This window comes from Halomonas sp. SS10-MC5, assembly GCF_015992245.1.
Classification (GTDB): Bacteria; Pseudomonadota; Gammaproteobacteria; order Pseudomonadales; family Halomonadaceae; genus Halomonas; species Halomonas sulfidoxydans.
On record NZ_CP065435.1, the window covers coordinates 1,042,715 to 1,061,820 of the forward strand.

Annotated in this window: 17 protein-coding genes; 12 read left to right on the forward strand and 5 right to left on the reverse strand. The window is 65.6% G+C overall.

Features of this window, described 5'->3' with window-relative positions:
- Nucleotides 1-113: 113 nt before the first annotated feature.
- From I4484_RS04960 to I4484_RS04980, 5 genes are all read left to right on the forward strand, one after another.
- Nucleotides 114-887 (forward strand): ABC transporter ATP-binding protein, encoded by a 774-nt coding sequence (locus tag I4484_RS04960; RefSeq protein WP_197449892.1) that lies wholly within the window; start codon nt 114-116, stop codon nt 885-887.
- Complete coding sequence (locus I4484_RS04965) at nt 884-1,636, forward strand: ABC transporter ATP-binding protein (RefSeq protein WP_234283580.1); 753 nt, start codon at nt 884-886, stop codon at nt 1,634-1,636. Before I4484_RS04960 ends, I4484_RS04965 begins: the two co-directional genes overlap by 4 nt.
- Nucleotides 1,637-1,820: 184 nt before the next feature.
- On the forward strand, nt 1,821-3,041 hold the full coding sequence (locus I4484_RS04970) for an ABC transporter substrate-binding protein (protein ID WP_197449893.1): 1,221 nt from the start codon (nt 1,821-1,823) through the stop codon (nt 3,039-3,041).
- A 60-nt stretch (nt 3,042-3,101) separates the two neighbouring features.
- Complete coding sequence (locus I4484_RS04975) at nt 3,102-3,989, forward strand: branched-chain amino acid ABC transporter permease (RefSeq protein ID WP_197449894.1); 888 nt, start codon at nt 3,102-3,104, stop codon at nt 3,987-3,989.
- 4 nt (nt 3,990-3,993) lie between these two features.
- Entirely contained in the window at nt 3,994-4,977 is a 984-nt protein-coding gene (locus tag I4484_RS04980; RefSeq protein WP_197449895.1) for a branched-chain amino acid ABC transporter permease, read from the forward strand.
- Nucleotides 4,978-5,022: 45 nt separating this feature from the next.
- Here the strand turns inward: I4484_RS04980 and I4484_RS04985 are convergent, their stop codons facing one another.
- A complete protein-coding gene (locus I4484_RS04985; protein WP_197449896.1) occupies nt 5,023-5,925 on the reverse strand; it encodes a LysR family transcriptional regulator in 903 nt (300 codons plus the stop codon).
- A gap of 113 nt (nt 5,926-6,038) precedes the next feature.
- On the opposite strand from I4484_RS04985, the gene I4484_RS04990 reads away from it, so the two are divergent.
- From I4484_RS04990 to mtgA, 3 genes are all read left to right on the forward strand, one after another.
- Nucleotides 6,039-7,148, forward strand: coding sequence for an S-(hydroxymethyl)glutathione dehydrogenase/class III alcohol dehydrogenase (locus I4484_RS04990; protein ID WP_197449897.1), 1,110 nt, complete (start codon nt 6,039-6,041; stop codon nt 7,146-7,148).
- A 248-nt stretch (nt 7,149-7,396) separates the two neighbouring features.
- A complete protein-coding gene (fghA, locus tag I4484_RS04995) occupies nt 7,397-8,251 on the forward strand; it encodes an S-formylglutathione hydrolase (protein WP_197449898.1) in 855 nt (284 codons plus the stop codon).
- A 24-nt stretch (nt 8,252-8,275) separates the two neighbouring features.
- Complete coding sequence (gene mtgA, locus I4484_RS05000; protein WP_197449899.1) at nt 8,276-8,986, forward strand: monofunctional biosynthetic peptidoglycan transglycosylase; 711 nt, start codon at nt 8,276-8,278, stop codon at nt 8,984-8,986.
- 30 nt (nt 8,987-9,016) lie between these two features.
- Here mtgA and I4484_RS05005 read toward each other — a convergent pair whose 3' ends face one another.
- On the reverse strand, nt 9,017-9,931 hold the full coding sequence (locus tag I4484_RS05005) for a DMT family transporter (RefSeq protein WP_197449900.1): 915 nt from the start codon (nt 9,929-9,931) through the stop codon (nt 9,017-9,019).
- 217 nt (nt 9,932-10,148) lie between these two features.
- Between I4484_RS05005 and I4484_RS05010 the strand changes: the two genes are divergently transcribed.
- The 3 genes from I4484_RS05010 to I4484_RS05020 all read left to right on the forward strand — a co-directional run bounded on the left by I4484_RS05010 (nt 10,149) and on the right by I4484_RS05020 (nt 13,307).
- Entirely contained in the window at nt 10,149-10,538 is a 390-nt protein-coding gene (locus I4484_RS05010; RefSeq protein WP_197449901.1) for a DUF4168 domain-containing protein, read from the forward strand.
- 126 nt (nt 10,539-10,664) lie between these two features.
- Nucleotides 10,665-12,578: a DUF294 nucleotidyltransferase-like domain-containing protein gene (locus tag I4484_RS05015; protein ID WP_197449902.1), complete on the forward strand. Its 1,914-nt coding sequence runs from the start codon at nt 10,665-10,667 to the stop codon at nt 12,576-12,578.
- Nucleotides 12,579-12,581: 3 nt separating this feature from the next.
- Nucleotides 12,582-13,307: a 3'-5' exonuclease gene (locus I4484_RS05020; RefSeq protein ID WP_197449903.1), complete on the forward strand. Its 726-nt coding sequence runs from the start codon at nt 12,582-12,584 to the stop codon at nt 13,305-13,307.
- 23 nt (nt 13,308-13,330) lie between these two features.
- Here the strand turns inward: I4484_RS05020 and I4484_RS05025 are convergent, their stop codons facing one another.
- From I4484_RS05025 to I4484_RS05035, 3 genes are all read right to left on the reverse strand, one after another.
- Entirely contained in the window at nt 13,331-15,115 is a 1,785-nt protein-coding gene (locus tag I4484_RS05025; protein WP_197449904.1) for a bifunctional diguanylate cyclase/phosphodiesterase, read from the reverse strand.
- Between the two features lie 240 nt (nt 15,116-15,355).
- Nucleotides 15,356-17,020, reverse strand: coding sequence for a BCCT family transporter (locus I4484_RS05030; protein WP_197449905.1), 1,665 nt, complete (start codon nt 17,018-17,020; stop codon nt 15,356-15,358).
- Nucleotides 17,021-17,073: 53 nt separating this feature from the next.
- Nucleotides 17,074-17,499, reverse strand: coding sequence for a universal stress protein (locus I4484_RS05035; protein ID WP_197449906.1), 426 nt, complete (start codon nt 17,497-17,499; stop codon nt 17,074-17,076).
- 431 nt (nt 17,500-17,930) lie between these two features.
- Here I4484_RS05035 and I4484_RS05040 point away from each other — a divergent pair, with 431 nt between their 5' ends.
- Entirely contained in the window at nt 17,931-19,076 is a 1,146-nt protein-coding gene (locus I4484_RS05040; RefSeq protein ID WP_197449907.1) for an ABC transporter ATP-binding protein, read from the forward strand.
- Nucleotides 19,077-19,106: the final 30 nt, after the last annotated feature.

The following is a 19,106-nucleotide window of genomic DNA, read 5'->3' on the forward strand; positions in this document are numbered from 1 at the left end:
AGCTTACGTTAACGTAAAGGTTAGAAGTCCGGGCGAGGCCAAGCCAGTCTTCGCCTTCACCACAACGACAACAATCAGCATGGATCGCCGCGACGATCCAGAGAGGACGTCTCATGACCCAGGAGTTCATACTGGAAACTCGCGGGTTGACCAAACAGTTCCGCGGCTTTACCGCCGTGGATGACGTCAACCTTCAGGTCCGGGAGGGGCATATTCACGCCTTGATCGGCCCCAATGGTGCCGGCAAGACGACCGTCTTCAATCTTCTTACCAAGTTCCTGCCACCGACACGGGGCGAGATCCTCTACCGCGGCAAGGCGATCACCGGCATGAAGGCCAACGAGATCGCACGCATGGGCATGGTGCGCTCGTTCCAGATCTCCGCGGTGTTCGCCCATATGACTGCGCTGGAGAACGTGCGCGTGGCGCTGCAGCGACCAATCGGCACCTCGTTTCACTTCTGGAAGTCCGAGCGAACCCTCGAGCACCTCGACGAGCGGGCGATCGAGCTGCTCGACGAGGTCGGCCTGCGCGACTATGCCGACGTGCTGACCGTGGAGATGCCCTACGGGCGCAAGCGGGCCCTGGAGGTTGCCACCACGCTGGCGATGAACCCGACCCTGATGCTGCTCGACGAGCCGACCCAGGGCATGGGGGCGGAGGACGTCGATCGCATCGTCGAGTTGATCCGCCGGGTGGCCCAGGGTCGCACGGTATTGATGGTCGAACACAACCTCAGCGTGGTGAGCCGTCTTTGCGACCGGATCACCGTGCTGGCGCGCGGCGCGGTGCTGGCGGAGGGCGACTACGAGACGGTGTCCGCCGATCCGCGGGTGAGGGAAGCCTACATGGGCAGCGAGGCTGCGGCCGAGGAGGCCAGCGCATGAACCAGGTCGTCGAACAGCCGACTCGCAGCGACTACCGCGATCACGACGGTGCCGAGATGCTGCGCATCCGTGACCTGCACGCCTTCTACGGTGAGTCCCACATTCTGCATGGGGTCGACATGGAGGTGCGTCGCGGCGAGCTGGTCACCCTGCTGGGTCGCAACGGCGCAGGCCGCAGCACCACGCTCAAGGCGATCATGAGCATGGTCGGCCGGCGTACCGGCTCGATCACGATCAACGGCACCGAAACCATCGGCATGAAGGCGCATCGCATTCCGCGGCTGGGGGTCGGTTACTGCCCCGAGGAGCGCGGCATCTTCGCCAGCCTCGACGTGGAAGAGAACCTGCTGCTGCCGCCCACGGTGCGCTCGGGAGGCATGTCGATCGACGAGATCTACGAGATGTTTCCCAATCTCTACGAGCGCCGCCGCAGCCAGGGCACACGCCTTTCGGGCGGCGAGCAGCAGATGCTGGCCATGGCGCGCATCCTGCGCACCGGCGCCCGCATGCTGCTGCTCGACGAGATCACCGAGGGGCTGGCACCGGTCATCGTGCAGAAACTGGGCGAGGTGTTGATCAAGCTGCGTGACCGCGGCATGACCATCGTGCTGGTGGAGCAGAACTTCCGCTTCGCCGCGCCATTGGCGGATCGCCACTACGTCATGGAGCACGGCCGTATCGTCGAGGAGATCAGCGCGTCCCAGCTGCCATCGAAGCGTGATCATCTCAATGCCCTGCTAGGAGTCTAGCCACCCGACGGAGCAAGCCCGGCTCGCCGTGCCCAGGCCGGCGGGCCATTCGCAAGCCGCGCCTTTCAGGCCACATAGAACCACAACAACCGGGTTTCACCACTGATCGTCACCACAACTAATCGCGACTTTCCCGCGTGCGCGTGACAACAACAACCCGCCCAACCGGGCTTTGGAGACGAAAATGACCTTCATCAAGAAGACCCTCGCCAGCAGTATCGCCATCGCCGCCACCGCCGCCATGGCGACCGCCGCCCAGGCGGAGATCAGCGACGGGACGGTGCGCATCGGCTATCTCGCCGACATGTCCGGCACCTATCGCGATCTGGCCGGTCCGGGCGGCCTCGAGGCCCTGCAGATGGCGATCGAGGATTTCGGCGGCAGCGTCGACGGCGCGCCGATCGAGGTGTTCAGCGCCGACGACCGCAACAGCGCCGACGTGGGCGCCAACACCGTGCGCGAGTGGGTCGACCAGCGCAATGTCGACCTGGTGGCCGGCATGGTCGCCTCATCGGTGACCATCGCCGTGACCAACGTGCTGGAAGCCAACGACAAGCTGGGCATCGTATCCGGCTCGGCGGCCTCGAGCATCACCAACGAGCACTGCACGCCGAACCATATCCACTGGGTCTACGACACCTACCCGCTGGCCAACGGCACCGCCCGTGCGGTGGTCGAGCAGGGCGGGGACACCTGGTTCATGCTCACCGCCGACTACGCCTTCGGCCATGCGCTCGAGGCAGACGTCACCAAGGTGGTGGAGGAGAACGGCGGCGAGGTCATCGGTGGTGTGCGCCATCCGTTCCCCACCGACGACTTCTCCTCCTACATCCTCCAGGCCCAGGGCTCCGGGGCCAAGATCATCGGTCTGGCCAATGCCGGTTCCGATACCGTCAACGCCATCAACACCGCGAGCCAGTTCGGCGTGGTCGAGGCGGGCCAGCAGCTTGCCGGCCTGCTGGTGTTCCTCAACGACGTCTACGCCATGGGTCTCGATGCCACCCAGGGCCTGCTGCTGACCACCGGCTGGTACTGGAACATGGACGACGAGTCGCGCGAATGGGCCGAGCGCTACTACGAGCGCGTGGGCAGCATGCCGACCATGGTCCAGGCCGGTATCTATTCCAGCACCATGCACTACCTGCAGGCCGTGCAGGCCACCGGCAGCGACGATACCCAGACGGTGCGCGAGTACATGATGAAGCAGCCGATCCACGACTTCTTCGCGCGCAACGGGCGTATCCGCGAGGATGGCCGCATGGTGCACGACATGTACCTGGCCCGCGTGAAGTCGCCGGCAGAGTCCACCCACGAGTGGGACCTCTACGAGATCCTCACCTCCATTCCCGCCGAGGAGGCCTACCGCCCGCTGTCGGAGAGCCAGTGCGACCTGGTGCAGAACTGAAGCATGGCAAGTCGGCGGCGGCTGCGGCCGCCGCCCGTCTGACGGCGAGGAGAACCTGACATGACGATGATATTCGGCGTGCCGTTGGCGGTGTTCATGGGCCAGCTTCTGCTGGGCCTGATCAATGGCGCCTTCTACGCCCTGCTGAGCCTGGGCCTGGCGGTGATCTTCGGCCTGCTGAAGATCGTCAACTTCGCCCATGGGGCCATGTACATGCTGGGAGCCTTCGCCACGCTGCTCGGCCTGCGCTACCTGGGCATCAACTACTGGGCCGCGCTGCTGCTGGCGCCGTTGGCGGTGGGGCTGTTCGGCATGCTGATCGAGCGAGTCCTGCTGCGCCGCATCGGCCATCTCGACCACCTCTACGGCCTGCTGCTGACCTTCGGCCTGGCGCTGATCTTCGAGGGCTCGCTGATCAACCTGTTCGGCGTCTCGGGCGCCCGCTACCCGACACCCGAGTCGCTCGCCGGCGGCTACCAGCTGGGCTTCATGTTCCTGCCCAAGTACCGCGCCTGGGTGCTGCTGGCGGCCGTCGTCGTGTGCTTCGCCACCTGGTTCATCATCGAGCGCACGCGCCTCGGTGCCTACTTGCGCGCCGGTACCGAGAACCCGGCGCTGATGCAGGCCTTCGGTGTCAACGTGCCGCTGCTGGTCACGCTGACCTATGGCTTCGGCGTGGCACTCGCCGCCTTCGCCGGGGTGCTGGCCGCACCGCTCTATCCGGTGTCGCCGACCATGGGTTCCAACCTGCTGATCGTGGTCTTTGCGGTGGTGGTCATCGGCGGCATGGGCTCCATCCTGGGTGCCGTCGTCACCGGGCTGGCGATGGGCCTGATCGAGGGCCTGACCAAGGTGTACTACCCCGAGGCGGCCAATACCGTAATCTTCCTGGTGATGATTCTGGTGCTGCTGCTCAGACCCACCGGACTCTTCGGCAAGGAGGCATGACGACATGGCCACGACCCAAACCATGACGCCTTCCATGAAGCGCGAGCGTCGCGCCACCCTGCGCCGCAACGCCTTCTATGCGGTACTGGTCGCGATCGGCCTGGTGGCGCCCTTCGTCGCCTACCCGGTGTTCCTGATGAAGGTGCTGTGCTTCGCCCTGTTTGCCTGTGCCTTCAACCTGCTGCTGGGCTATGCCGGCCTGCTCTCGTTCGGCCACGCGGCCTTCCTGGCCACCGGCGGCTACGTGACCGGCTACCTGCTGTCGAGCTATCCGGCACTGACTCCCGAACTGGGCATCCTGAGTGGCACAGCCGCCGCCGTGGTGCTGGGCACTGTGTTTGGCATCCTGTCGATCCGGCGCCAGGGCATCTACTTCGCCATGGTCACCCTGGCCCTGGCGCAGCTGATGTTCTTCTTCTACATTCAGGCGCCCTTCACCGGCGGCGAGGATGGCCTGCACGGCGTGCCGCGTGGCGACCTGTTCGGCTTCATCAGCCTGCGCAGCAGCCTGGCCATGTACTACTTCGTCTTCGCGGTCTTCCTGTTCGGTTTTGCCCTGATCCAGCGCGCCGTGCACTCGCCGTTCGGCCAGGTGCTCAAGGCGATCCGCGAGAACGAGCCGCGGGCGGTGTCGCTCGGCTACAACGTCGATGCCTATAAGCTGGTGGCGTTCATCCTCTCCGCCGGCCTGGCCGGCCTGGCCGGCTCCACCAAGACGATAGTGTTCCAGCTCGCCTCGCTGACCGATGCCCACTGGCACATGTCCGGCGAAGTGATCCTGATGACCCTGCTCGGCGGCGTGGGCACGCTGTTCGGTCCGGTGGTGGGGGCGGGGCTCGTGGTAAGCCTCCAGCATCTGCTGGCGCAGTCGCCGCTGGGCAACTGGGTCGGTCCGATCCTGGGGGGAATCTTCGTGCTCTGCGTGCTCAGTTTCCGCAGCGGTATCGTGGGCGAGGCGCTCAAGATGTATCGCAAGAACTTCAAGTGAGGATTGTCGGCAAGCCTCTTCCTGGCGCCCTGCGGGGCGCCTTTTTTATTCCGTCGCCGTGCAGGCCCGCTCCAGGCTGGCGGGCAGGTGCTCGACCAGGTAATCAACGAACTGGCGCACCTTGGCGGCGTGCTGGCGGTGTCGCGGCATCACCGCCCAGACCCCGGCATCGCGGCACTGGAAGCGGGACAGCACTTCGACCAGCTCGCCGCTGGCGAGATAGGGCGTGACGTAGTAGTCGGGCAGCTGTGCCAGCCCCAACCCCTTGAGCGCCGCATCCAGCAGCGCAATCCCCGAATTGGCCTGCCAGGGGCCCTGTACGCGTACCTCGCGGTGTAGCCCTTCGATATCGAAACGCCAGACATCGCGCGAGCCGATCAGGCAGCGGTGATGGGCGAGTTCCGCCACCGAGTGCGGATGCGAGATGCCCTGGAAGTAGGCGGGGGAGGCGACGACGAATTCGTGCCGCTCGCACAGGCGGCGCGCCACCAGCGAGGAGTCCTGCAGGGTCCCCATGCGTATGACCACGTCGTAGCCTTCGTCGATCACGTCCACCTGGCGGTTGGTCAGGTGCAGGCGCATCTCGAGCTGAGAGTGCAGGCGCAGGAAATCATTGACCAGTGGGGCGAGGAAACGCTCGCCGAAGGTGGTGGCACAGCTGATCTGGAGCACGCCGTGGGGGCGCTCCTGCAGGCTCTGCAGGTCGCTCTCGGCCTCGCGAAAGCCGTCGAGCAGTTCGCGGCAGCGCGCATAGTAACGTTCGCCGGCATCGGTGAGGTGGATCTGGCGCGTGGTGCGGTAGAGCAACGGCAACCCCAGCTCCTGCTCGAGCTGCGCCACCTGCCGGCTGATGTGCGAGTTGGAGACGTGAAGCTGGCGTGCCGCAGCGGCAAAGGTGCCGAGGCGGACCACTTCGACGAAGGCCTCGATGCCGTCCCAGTGAGCCATGGGCACTCCATTATTGCTCAATTGGAATAATGTTGTGTCGTTGTTTCTATATCATCATAACCTTGGCCACACCTAGACTGATAGGGGTAGTTACTCACCATCAGGAGATCCGAATGAAGTCGCGTGCCGCCGTTGCTCTTGAAGCGGGCAAGCCCCTCGAGCTCACCGAAATCGATGTCCAGGATCCCAAGGCCGGGGAGGTGCTGGTGCGCATCGCCGCGACCAGCGTCTGCCACACCGACGCCTTCACGCTGTCGGGCGCCGACCCGGAGGGGCTGTTCCCCTCGGTGCTGGGCCACGAGGGGGCCGGCATCGTCGAGGCGGTGGGGCCGGGTGTCACCAGCGTCCAGCCCGGCGATCACGTCATCCCGCTCTACACCGCCGAGTGCGGCGAGTGCAAGTTCTGCCGCTCGGGCAAGACCAACCTGTGCCAGGCGGTGCGCGCCACCCAGGGCCAGGGGCTGATGCCCGACGGCACCTCGCGCTTCTCGCTCGACGGCCAGATGCTGCACCACTACATGGGCTGCTCGACCTTCAGCGAGTACACCGTGCTGCCCGAGGTCTCGCTGGCCAAGGTCTCCAAGGAGGCACCGCTGGACAAGATCTGCCTGCTCGGCTGCGGGGTGACCACCGGCATCGGCGCGGTGCTCAACACCGCCAAGGTCGAGCCGGGTTCCACCGTCGCCGTGTTCGGCCTCGGCGCCATCGGCCTGGCGGTGATCCAGGGCGCGGTGATGGCCAAGGCCAGCCGCATCATCGCCATCGACGTCAACCCGGACAAGTTCGCGCTGGCCAAGCAGTTCGGCGCCACCGACTTCGTCAATCCCAAGGAGCACTCGGACCCGATCCAGCAGGTGATCGTCGACCTGACCGACGGCGGGGTCGACTACTCCTTCGAGTGCATCGGCAACGTCAACGTGATGCGCTCGGCGCTGGAGTGCTGCCACAAGGGCTGGGGCGAGTCGGTGATCATCGGCGTGGCCGGGGCCGGCGAGGAGATCTCGACGCGGCCGTTCCAGCTGGTGACGGGCCGGGTGTGGCGCGGCTCGGCGTTCGGCGGGGTGAAGGGGCGCAGCGAGCTGCCCGGCTACGTGCAGCGCTACATGGACGGCGAGATCAAGATCGACGAGTTCATCACCCACGACATGCCGTTCGAGCAGATCAACGAGGCGTTCGAGCTGCTGCATGCGGGCAAGAGCATTCGTACGGTGCTGCACTATTAACAGGCGCCCGGTGCCGCGCCCATGACCGGCGCCCGGTGCCGCGCCCATGACAGGCGCCCGGTACCGCGCCCATGACCGGCGCCCGGTACCGCGCCCATGACCGGCGCCCGGTACCGCGCCCATGACCGGCGCCCGGTGCCGCGCCGAACAGGTCACAGGCACCCGATGCCGGGCGGCTTTCAGACGCGCCGCAACAGTGCGTAGGGCTGGTAAGCTGCCCGTTGAGAGTGACCGTGAGGAGACCGAACATGACCATGACCGAGAACCTCGAGCCGATATCGAGCAACAAGAGCTTCGGTGGCTGGCACAAGCGCTACCGGCACCGCTCGCGAGCGCTGGATTGCGAGATGGAGTTTGCCATCTACCTGCCGCCGCAGGCCGAGACGGAGCGCGTACCGCTGCTGTGGTGGCTGTCGGGGCTGACCTGCACCGACGAGAATTTCATGCAGAAGGCGGGCGCGCATCGCGTGGCCGCGGAGCTGGGCATCGCCATCGTCTGCCCCGATACCAGCCCGCGAGGTACCGACCTGCCGGGCGAGCACGACAGCTACGACTTCGGCTCGGGTGCGGGCTTCTACGTCAATGCCACCCAGGAGCCCTGGAAGCAGCACTACCGCATGTACGACTACGTGGCGGAAGAGCTGCCGTCGGTGGTGCGCCAGCACTTCCCGCTCAACGGCCGGGAAGCGATCAGCGGCCACTCGATGGGCGGCCACGGAGCGCTCATCCTAGCCCTGCGCCGCCCCGGTCACTACCGCTCGGTGTCGGCCTTCTCGCCAATCGTCAACCCCTCCCAGTGCCCCTGGGGGCGCAAGGCCTTTCGCGAGTACCTGGGCGACGATCCCGGTGCCTGGACGCAGTACGATGCCTGCGAGCTGGTGGCCAAGGGCGCTTCGAGCCAGCACCTCTTCATCGACCAGGGGGAGGCCGACCAGTTCCTGGAGGAGCAGCTCAGGCCGGAGCGCCTCGAGGCGGTGTGCGAAGAGCAGGATCACCCCCTGACGCTGCGTCGTCAGCCGGGGTATGATCACAGCTATTTCTTCATCGCCACCTTCATCGAGGACCACCTGCGCTACCATGCCGAGCATCTTCACAAGCAGTGAGCAAACCGCCCGCCAGGGTGGGTCATGATCCGGAACTGGCTCTCTCGCACGCTACGTTGGGCGGCCCTCGTCGGGGCCGCCTTCGTCGTCCTATCCATCGTCCTGGTGCTGATGCTCAGGTTTGTGCCCGTCTATGGCTCCATGGTGATGCTGGAGCGCAAGATCGAAGCATGGACGGCAGGTGAGTCGCTCCCCATCCGCCACCAGTGGCGGCCCTGGGAGGAGCTCTCCGTCCACGCCAAGCTGGCGGTGATCGCTGCCGAGGATCAGCGCTTCGCCGTCCACCGCGGGTTCGACGTGGACGAGATGCGCCGGGCCTGGGAAGCGAGCCGCAACGGGGCGCGGCTGCGCGGGGCCAGCACCATCAGCCAGCAGACCGCCAAGAACCTGTTCCTGTGGACGGGGCGCAACTGGGTGCGCAAGGGCTTCGAGGCCTGGTTCACCGTGCTGATCGAGGCGCTGTGGCCCAAGCAGCGCATTCTCGAGGTCTACCTCAATGTCGTCGAGTGGGATCATGGCGTGTTCGGCCTGGAGGCGGCCGGCCAGCACTACTTCGGGGTCTCCGCCGCGCGCCTCAGCGAGACCCAGGCCAGCCGCCTGGCGGCGATCCTGCCCAACCCGCGCCACTGGGACGCGACCCGCCCGGGCCCTCACGTCGAACGTCGCAGCCAGTGGATTCGCCAGCAGATGCGCAACCTCGGGCCAGGCTACCTCGAGCGGCTGTCGGCCGATTGAGCTGCCCTTCGCCTGCCGCAATGACCGAGCCTAGCGACGCGCCTGGCCGCGCGCCGCGAGTACCACGCCCACGATGGTGATGGCCATGCCGACCAGTGCCGCCGGTGGCAGGCGCTCGTCGAACAGCCACCAGGCCTGCAGCGCCGTGACCGGCGGCACCAGGTAGAACAGGCTGGCCACGCGCGAGGCCTCGCCGCGCCGGATCAGCGCCATCAGCAGCAGGATGGCGGCAATGGAGAGCACCAGCACCAGCCAGCCCAGGGTCAGAATGAAGGTAGGCGTCCATTCGACATGGCGCTCCTCCAGCAGCAGCGCACCGAGGCCGAGCAGCATACCGGCGGCGAGATACTGCACCACCGTCCCCGAGAGCAGTGGCATGCCGGTGCAGAAGCGCTTCTGGTACAGCGTGCCCAGGGTGATGCCCGCCAGCGCGACCAGCACGCAGGCCAGCGCAGCGAGACCGAAGCCCTGGAACGAGGCCGTACTCGGGTCGAGCTTGCTGCCCAGCACCAGGGTGATCCCGGCCAGCCCCAGGGCGAGCCCGAGCCACTGCACGGCGCTGATGCGCTCGCCCAGCAGCGGCCCGGCCAACGTTGCCGTCAACAGCGGCTGCAGGCCGACCAGCAGTGCCGTGAGGCCCGCCGGCATGCCCAGGTAGATGCCGTAGAACACCCCGCCGAGGTAAGCCGCGTGCACCAGCAACCCCGATACGGCGATGTGTCCCCGCAGCCGCCAGCTGCTCGGCCAGGTTCCTCCCATCACTTTCACCAACGGAATCAGCAGGGCGAGGGTCAGCACGAAGCGGATGGACAGGAAGGTGAAGGGTTCGGCATGGGGGAGGCCGAACTTGGCACCGATGAATCCGGTACTCCACAGGGCCACGAACAGTACCGGCATGCCTGCCAGCAGGGCGGCATCGAGACGAGAGTTGGCGGGCGACGTCATCGCGGGGAAGGTCCTTGTTACACGACAAACCAAGGGTCGACGATACTGGGTTGCCGGTGCGAGCGAAAGCTAGCAGGTTAACTTTTTCGTCCGAGGCGATGGGATGAGAAGAAGTGCCTGGCGCAATGATTACATTCTGTAACTTAAAAATCTGAACTCTGTTCGCTCCCCTCCGTCAGACTTCTTACATTCACAGCAACACCCTTGGAGGTATTCAATGCAACGGATGACTGCACTGTTCTCGGCCGCCCTGCTCACCGCCGGGCTGATGACCGTACAGGCGCATGCTCAGCAGGACCCCGCCCAGGATCCGGCCGGCCAGCCGCAAGCGCAGGCACCCGCGCAGGACTTCTCAGACGACCAGCTCCAGCAGTTTGCCGATGCCTCCCAGGAAATCGCTGTGATTTCACAGGAATACACCGAGCGTCTGCACGCGGCCGAAGACGAGCAGTCCCAGCAGGAAGTGCGTATGGAGGCCAACGACAAGATGGTCGAAGTGGTCGAGGACAACGGCCTCGACGTCGACACCTTCAATGCCATCGGCCATGCCATTCAGCAGGATCCCGAGCTGATGCAGCGCGTACAGGAGATGGCCGAGCAGTCGTAAGCCGGTCCCCTCCACCGAGCAAGAAAGGCCACCCGCGGGTGGCCTTTCTTGTGTCCGGCGCAAGCGCACCTTTATGCTCAGGGCGAGCGGCATGACGTCTGGCATCGACCTGGGAGCCCTACCGACATGGAAGCGGAACTACTCGAAATCCGGCAGCACATGGGGCGCTTTCCGCCCTTCGATGCCCTCGACGATGAATTGCTCGACAGCGTGGCCGGGCAGGTCGAGGTCGCCTATTTCAAGGCCGGCTCCGACATCCTCCGGCTCGATCAGGCGCTGCACGAGTTGTGCTATATCCGCAGCGGCGCGGTGGAGGTTCGACGGCGCACGGGGGATCTCTACAATCGCCTGGGCGAGGGTGACATCTTCGGTCAGTTCAGCCTACTGAGGAACCATCGCGTGCGCTTCCCGGCGCGAGCCCTGGAAGACACGCTGATCTACTACATCCCCGAGGCGGTATTCCTGCGCCTGTGCGAGGCCGACGAGCATTTCGCCGATTTCGTGGAATTGGAGCGCCCACGACTGGAAGCCGCGGTGGAGGAGCACAAGAAGGCCAACGACATGATGATCACCCGGGTGCGCAAGCTGCTGACGCGCTATCCGGTGATGGTCGAGGCGGGGGCCTCGGTACAGGAGGCGGCACGCCAGATCACCGAGGCCCAGGCCTCGGCGGCACTGATTCTCGACGTACCCGACGGCGACCCGCGGCATACCTTTACCGACAGCGAGGATCGCCCCTGGCGGCTGCGCGGCATCCTGACCGACAGTGACTTTCGTACCCGTATCGTGGCCGAGGGGGTGTCACCCGATACGCCGGTGGGCGACCTGGCGAGCGGGCGGCTGATCACCATCCAGTCGGACGAGTCGGTGCACGAGGCCATGCTGTGCATGCTGCGCAACAATATCCATCACCTGCCGGTACTCTACCGGCGCCGGCCGGTGGGCATCGTCCATCTCTCCGACATCATTCGCTACGAGACCCACAGTAGCCTCTATCTCGTCAGCAACATCTTCCACCAGTCCAGCATCGACGGGCTGGCCCGCCTGGCGCCCGACGTGCGTGCCGCCTTCGTGCGCATGGTGGAGGAGGGCGCCAGCTCGCAGATGGTCGGCAGCGCGCTGTCCACCATCGGGCGCAGCTTCGTGCGGCGTCTGCTGGAGCTGGCCGAGGAGGCGCTGGGGCCACCGCCGGTGGCGTACTGCTTCATGGTCAACGGCTCCATGGCCCGCAACGAGCAGACCATCGTCACCGACCAGGACAATGCCCTGATACTCGCCGACGATTTCGACCCGGCCCGGCACGATGCCTACTTCCTCAGCCTGGCGCAGTTCGTCAGCGACGGCCTGGCGGCCTGTGGCTACACCTACTGCAAAGGGGAGGTAATGGCGACCAATCCCCAGTGGCGCCAGCCCGTGTCGGTATGGAAGCGCTATTTCAGCGAGTGGATAGCGTCGCCCACCCCGGAGCGGTTGCTGCACTGCTCGATCTTCTTCGACCTCGACAGCGCCTACGGCGAGGAGGCCTACGTCGAGCAGCTGCAGGACCTGATCGCGCGGCAGGCACCGAACAGCCCCCGGTTCCTCGCCGCCATGGCACGCAATGCATTGAACCGCAAGCCGCCGCTGGGCTTCTTCCGCACCTTCGTGATGGAAAAGGATGGCAAGCACAACAACTCGATCAACCTAAAGCGCCGCGGCACCGCGCCGCTGGTCGACCTGATCCGCGTGCATGCGCTGGCGTGCGGCTCGCGTGCCCAGAACAGCTTCGAGCGGCTGGACGACATTGCCGCCACGCAGCTGCTGGCCCCGGGCGTGGGCGACAAGCTGCGCTACGCCATGGAGCTGCTCTCCGTGGTGCGGATTCGTCACCAGGTCCTCGACCTGCAGCATGAGCATGAACCGGACAACAACATCGAACCGGAGAACGTCGCCGACAGCGAGCGCCACCACCTGAAGGATGCCTTCCAGGTCCTGAGCCATGCCCAGAAGTTCCTCAAGTATCGCTACCCGGTGCCGCCACACGCCGGCCGGGCGCGCTGAGCCATGCTGTCTCATCGCTTGACCGCGCGTTCGCAAGGGCATGAGTGGCCCTCTTACCTGCAGCGTCGGGCGGCCGAAGCCCGAGCGCCGGTGCTGAAGGCGTTCTTCGCGGCGGACTGGCCGGCGCCCGAAACGCCCATCGGCGAGGCACCGCTGGTGGCCCTGGACCTGGAGACCACCGGCCTCGACGTGCAGCGCCATGCCATCGTCAGCATCGGCCTGGTGCCCTTCAGCCTGCAGCGAATCCCCCTGGCCGAGCGCCGCTACTGGGTCGTGCGCCCCAGCCGTCCGCTGTCCGGGGCCTCGGTCGCCTATCATCACATCACCCACTCGGAAGTGGCCGGGGCGCCCGACCTGGAATCGATCCTGCCCGAGCTGCTCGAGGCATTGGCGGGGCGGGTCGTCGTGGTGCACTTCCGCCACATCGAGCGGCCCTTTCTCGACGAGGCGGTCAAGGCGCGGCTGGGAGAGGGGATCCGCTTTCCGATGATCGACACCATGTCGCTGGAAGCGCGGCTCCACCGGCTTTCGCTGTGGTCGCGCCTGCGGCGCTGGATGCGGCGTCCGCCCGTGTCGATACGCCTGGGCGACAGCCGGCGGCGCTACGGGCTGCCCGACTACCAGGGGCATCACGCCATGGTCGATGCGCTGGCGACGGCGGAACTGCTCCAGGCCCAGGTGGCGCGGCACTACGACCCCGCGCTGCCCGTCAGCGCGCTATGGACCTAGACGTTATCCAGGCTGGCGGCGGCTCAGAGCCAGAGTTCGGCGAAGGTGGCCCCATCCACGGGACGGCCGAAGTGAAAGCCCTGCACGCCGGTACAACCCAGCGCACGCAGGGCTTCGGCCTGCTCGGCGGCCTCGACGCCTTCCGCCACCGTCAGCATGCCCAGGGTCTGGGCCATGGCGATGATGGTGGCGACGATGGCGTGGTCGTGGCTGCTCTTGAGCATGTCCTGGACGAAGGACATGTCGATCTTCAGGGTGTCGGCGGCGAAACGCTTGAGATAGGAGAGCGACGAATAGCCCGTGCCGAAGTCGTCGATCGCCATGCTGAAGCCGGCCTTGCACAGGGCTCGGGTGATGCGCACCGTCTGCTCGGGGTTGCGCATCAGGCCGCTCTCGGTCAGCTCCAGCCCCAGCTTGCCGGGAGGCACGCGCATCGCGATGCGCTGGATGTGCTCGGCCAGGCGCGGGTCGTCCATCTGCTGGGCCGAGACGTTGACGCACAGGCGTCCGGGAAACGGCTTGCCCTGGCGTTCCCAGGCCATCAACTGCTGGCAGGCGGCCTCCAGCACCCATTCGCCCAGGGCACAGATCAGGCCCTGCTCTTCCGCCAGCGGAATGAAGGTGCCCGGGCTGACATGCCCGAGGATCTCGTCGTGCCAGCGGCACAGCGCTTCCGCCCCGGTCAGCTTGCCCGTCTTGAGGCTGAACTGCGGCTGGAAGGCGAGCGATAGCTTACCCTTGGCCAAGGCCTCGCTGAAGCGTAGCTGCAGCAGCTCGTACTGATGCAGTTCGTCCGCCATGGTGGCGGTGAAGAAGCGGGTGCGGCTGCTGTCCCGCTTGGCATGGTTGAGCGCGATGCTGGCATGCTGGAACAGCGACTGGGCCGTATCGGCATCGCGAGGGAACAGTGCCGCACCGACACTGGCGGAAATCGAGAAGCTGCGTTCCGACAGCTGGATCGGTGCCGTGAGACTGTTGCGGTACCGCTCGATGGCGTGCGCCATGGCGGCCGGTCGGGTGTCGGTGAGCAGGACCATGAACTCGTCGCCCCCCAGGCGGGCGACGAACTCCCCGGGTTCGGTCTGGGCGCCGAAACGGCCGGCGATCTCGGCCAGGATGAGGTCGCCCAGCTCGTGCCCCTGGGTATCGTTGATCTGGCGGAAGCGCTGCAGGTCGAGATAGAGCAGGCCCAGGCAGTTGTCGCGCAAGCGGGCCTGTTCGCAGGCCTCTTCCAGCCGTTCCATGAAGTAGCGCCGGTTGGGCAGGCCGGTGACGCTGTCCCAGTAGATGAGCTGCTGGATACGGTAGTCGCTGCTGCGCCGTTTCTCCTCCTCGGCCCGGCGTGCCATCTCGGCGCCCGCCTGGGCCGCGGCGATGCGCAGCACTTCCGGGGCATAGGCCGCGAGCTCGAGAGGGCGGCTGGAGAGCACCGCGAGCAGGCCGACGAGGTGCCCTTGCGGTGCGCGCAGCGGAATGCCCACGTAGCTCTCGACGCCAAGCTCCTCGAGCATCGTATCGTCAGGAAAGCGTTGACGGACGCCGTCGGCAAATTCGCAGACTTCGCCGTCCAGCACGTGCTCGCAGGGCGTGCCGGTCAGGGCATAGACCGATGTCGGCTGGAACGCTCCCTTCGACCAGAAGGCGACGGTACGGATGGAGGCGCTGTCGGAAAGCAGCTTTCCGATGAGCACGTGCTCCCCATCGAGGATCGTGGAGATGCGCTCGACCAGGTGATCGAACGCCTGGGGAGTGCCGGCCTTGCCCAAGCCATCGGCGAGCAGACGAAAGGCGTCTTCGGGTGCCATCATGGGCGAGAGCGGCTCCTTAGGCATCGTTGTAATGATCTACTCGAAATATGCCCGAAGCGACAGCACGTTGCTAGTGGCCGATAGCCGCATGAAAGGGTTGACGAATGAGGCTTTTTCGTCCTGGCAGGGAGAACCCCGTCTAGGCGGGCGGCCGGCGGCCGCAGCAGTCGGGCCAGGCTCGAAGAGCGAAGCCGCCGGCGGCAGGCGGCCCGGTGGGCGCCTGCCGCCGGCAAGCGCCGGTCAGCTGCGCGGCTCGCTCATCAGGCCCTTGATGATGGCATAGCAGCCTGCCAGCAGCACCAGCGTGAAGGGCAGGCCCGTCGAGACGGCCATCGCCTGCAGGGCGGTCAGCCCGCCGCCCAGCAGCAGGGCGATGGCGATGACGCCCTCGATGATGGCCCAGAACACGCGCTGCGGCTTGGGCGCGTCGACCTTGCCGCCGGCGGTGATGGTATCGATCACCAGCGAGCCGGAATCCGATGAGGTGATGAAGAACACCACCACCAGCACGATACCCACGAAGGAGGTGATGGCCGTCAGGGGCAGTTCGCCCAGCATGACGAACAGCTGCAGCTCGAGGGCCGCGTCGCGGACACCCTCGAAACCGTCACCGACCAGTTGGTCGATGGCCGTACCGCCGAAGGCGGTCATCCACAGCACCGAGACCAGCGAGGGCACCAGCAGCACGGCGATCAGGAACTCGCGCACGCTGCGACCACGGCTGACGCGGGCGATGAACATGCCGACGAAGGGCGACCAGGAGATCCACCAGGCCCAGTAGAAGGCGGTCCAGCCCTGGCTGAAGTTGGCATCCTCGCGGCCGAACGGGTTCGACAGTGCCGGCAGGTTGACGACGTAGGCTCCCAGGTTCTGGAAGAAGCCGCTCAGGATCAGCAGGGTCGGCCCGACCAGGATGACGAACAGCAGCAGCAGTACGGCCAGCCCCATGTTGATTTCCGACAGCCGGCGTACGCCCTTGTCCACCCCGGCGAGGATCGACACGATGGCGATGGCGGTGATGCCGAGGATCAGCAGCACCATGGTGGCGTCCGATTCAGGTATGTTGAACAGGTAGCTGAGGCCCGCTGATGCCTGTGACGCGCCAAGCCCCAGCGAAGTGGCGAGCCCGAACAGGGTGGCGAAGACTGCCAGGATGTCGACGATATGGCCCGGCCAGCCCCATACCCGCTCGCCCAGCAGCGGGTAAAAGATCGAGCGCATGGTCAGTGGCAGGCCCTTGTTGAACGAGAAGATGGCCAGCGCCAGCGCCACTACGGCATAGATCGCCCAAGGGTGCAGGCCCCAATGATAGATCGTCGCGGCCATGCTCAGGCGAGCGGCGCCTGCAGGATCGTCCGCGGCCGCCCCCAGCGGCGCCCAGTCGGTGCGCACGCCGTCCTCCGCGGTGGTGCCGCCGAGGGCCGCGCCGAAGTGCGACATCGGCTCGGAAACGCCGTAGAACATCAGGCCGATGCCCATCCCCGCGGCGAACAGCATGGCGAACCAGCCTAGGTAGGTGAAGTCTGGTTTGGCATGCATGCCGCCGATGCGCACCTTGCCCAATGGCGACACGATCAGGGCCAGGCACAGCAGCACGAAGACGTTCCCGGCAAGCAGAAAGAACCAGTCCAGGTTGCCGGTGAGCCAGTCGCGCAGGGCGGTGAACAGCGGTTCGACCTGGTCCTGCAGGGCAAGGGTGAGGACCACGAAGAACACCGTGACCAGTGCCGAGATGGTGAAGACCTTGCCGTGGAGGTCGATGCTGAAGCCGAGCTTGTCGGTGGCCAGGTTGTCCTGCCCGATGACGTAGTCGGTATCGATCAGGTTGGCCGGCCCTTCCGGCGCTGGCACGCCCTCCGAGGGCTCAGGTTCCCTGGCACGGTCGGCGCGAGAATCGTTATTCACGTTACGCTCTCCCAATGAAAGGTCTAAGTTGTAATGGCGATGAACGGATCGGGTCAGGCGCGTGAGGGTCTGACCAGGAAGACCGAGACATCGGTGTGGGTGGCGATCTTGCCACCGTGGGACGGCATGATGACGTCGAGATGCTTCGGCGGGTGGGTCGGCATGACCACGAGGTCGGTGCCCACATCATCAATCGCCTGGATCAGGAGGTCGTCGAGATCGGCGACCGGGTCTGCGCTGCTGATGGTGTGGACACTGACCGGCTGGCCATGCAGTGCCGCCTGTTGCTGGGCAAAGGCCTCCAGCTTCTGCTGGTACTCCTCTGGCGTCCTGGCCACGCTGCTCGGGGCGGTGGACGTCACCCCGACATAGCAGACTTCGGCCTGGTAATGCCGGGCCAGGTCGGCCACGGCCTGCAGGGAAGGCTCGAGCACTTGCAGATGGGCAAGATCGACCGGGACCATGATTTTGCTGTACATGTCGTGCTCTCCTGGTTTACGTGGTGTCGGCTCTCCGACGAGACGTACGCGGGTGCACGTTGGGGACGTTACACAACGTCAAGTGTGGCGGCTTTGGCGCGTGGTGTCAGTTCAAGAACCGGCATGCGAGACGCGTCCAAGCGACTATTATTGAGACAAGAATGATACATGAAAGGCACGACGTTGCCGAACCGGCGTCATGGCGCATGCTGTCCGCCGCCTTTGCGTAACGCAAGGTTTTCTTTGGGTAACGGCGAGTTAACCGATATCCTGGCGGGTGTCCCCAGTCCCCGTTCAACGCTATTTGGACCCTGTGGGGATTGCAGCCATCGCCCGGAAGGGAATAGGGTCATGGCAATACCGACAAGAACAAGGGCCAGCCTCCGGAGGCCGCATCTCCGCCAGTGCCTGGCCATGAGTGGAAACTCTGCATGAACGAAAGCCTGCAACAAGAACGCAACCACAGCGCAAGGGAAGCCGATCACGAGACGGACACCAACTTCGTCCGTTTCATCAACGTGCAGAAGAGCTACGACGGGGTCGAGCTGGTCGTCAAGGGCTTCAACCTCGACATCCGGCGTGGCGAGTTCGTCACGCTGCTGGGCCCTTCGGGGTCGGGCAAGACCACCTGCCTGATGATGATGGCGGGCTTCGAGACCCCGACTCACGGCCAGATACTGCTCAAGGGCGACCCGATCAACGACCTGCCGCCGCACAAGCGGGGCATCGGCATGGTCTTCCAGAACTACGCTCTCTTCCCGCACATGACGGTTGCCGAGAACCTCGCCTTCCCGCTGGAGGTTCGCCACCTGTCCCGGGCCGAGGTCAAGCGCAAGGTCGAGCGCGCGCTGGCCATGGTGCGCCTCGAGCATTTCGGCGACCGGCGCCCGGCACAGCTGTCGGGTGGCCAGCAGCAGCGCGTGGCCCTGGCCCGCGCGCTGGTCTTCGAACCCGAACTGGTCCTGATGGACGAACCGCTCGGCGCGCTCGACAAGAACCTGCGCGAGGAGATGCAGTACGAGATCAAGCGCATCCATGCCGATCTGGGCGTCACCATGATCTACGTGACCCACGATCAGACCGAAGCACTGACCATGTCCGATCGCATCGCCGTGTTCAATGACGGCGTGGTCCAGCAGCTCGCCTCACCCGAAACGCTCTACGAAGCGCCCGAGAACGCCTTCGTCGCCAATTTCATCGGCGAGAACAACCGGCTCTACGGGGAGGTGACCGAGACCCTCGGTGACAACTGTCAGGTGCGTCTCGACAGCGGCGAGACGGTAGTGGCCAAGGCCGTCGCGGCGGGGGGGATCGGGGCGCGCACGACGCTTTCCCTGCGTCCGGAGCGCGTCGCCATCGTCTCGGGCGAGACCGATCAGGCGTTCGATAACCGCTTCCGCGCCGAGGTCAAGGAAGTGATCTACCTCGGCGATCACCTGCGCACCCGCGTCAGTGTCTGCGGTAACGATGAATTCATTCTCAAGACTCCCAACGCGAAGGGATTTACTTCGCTGAGGCCGGGCCAGTCGATCGACATCGGCTGGTCCAGTAGCGACTGTCGGGCTCTCGATGCCTGAATGCGCTCAACCCTGAGCAGTGCAACAAGT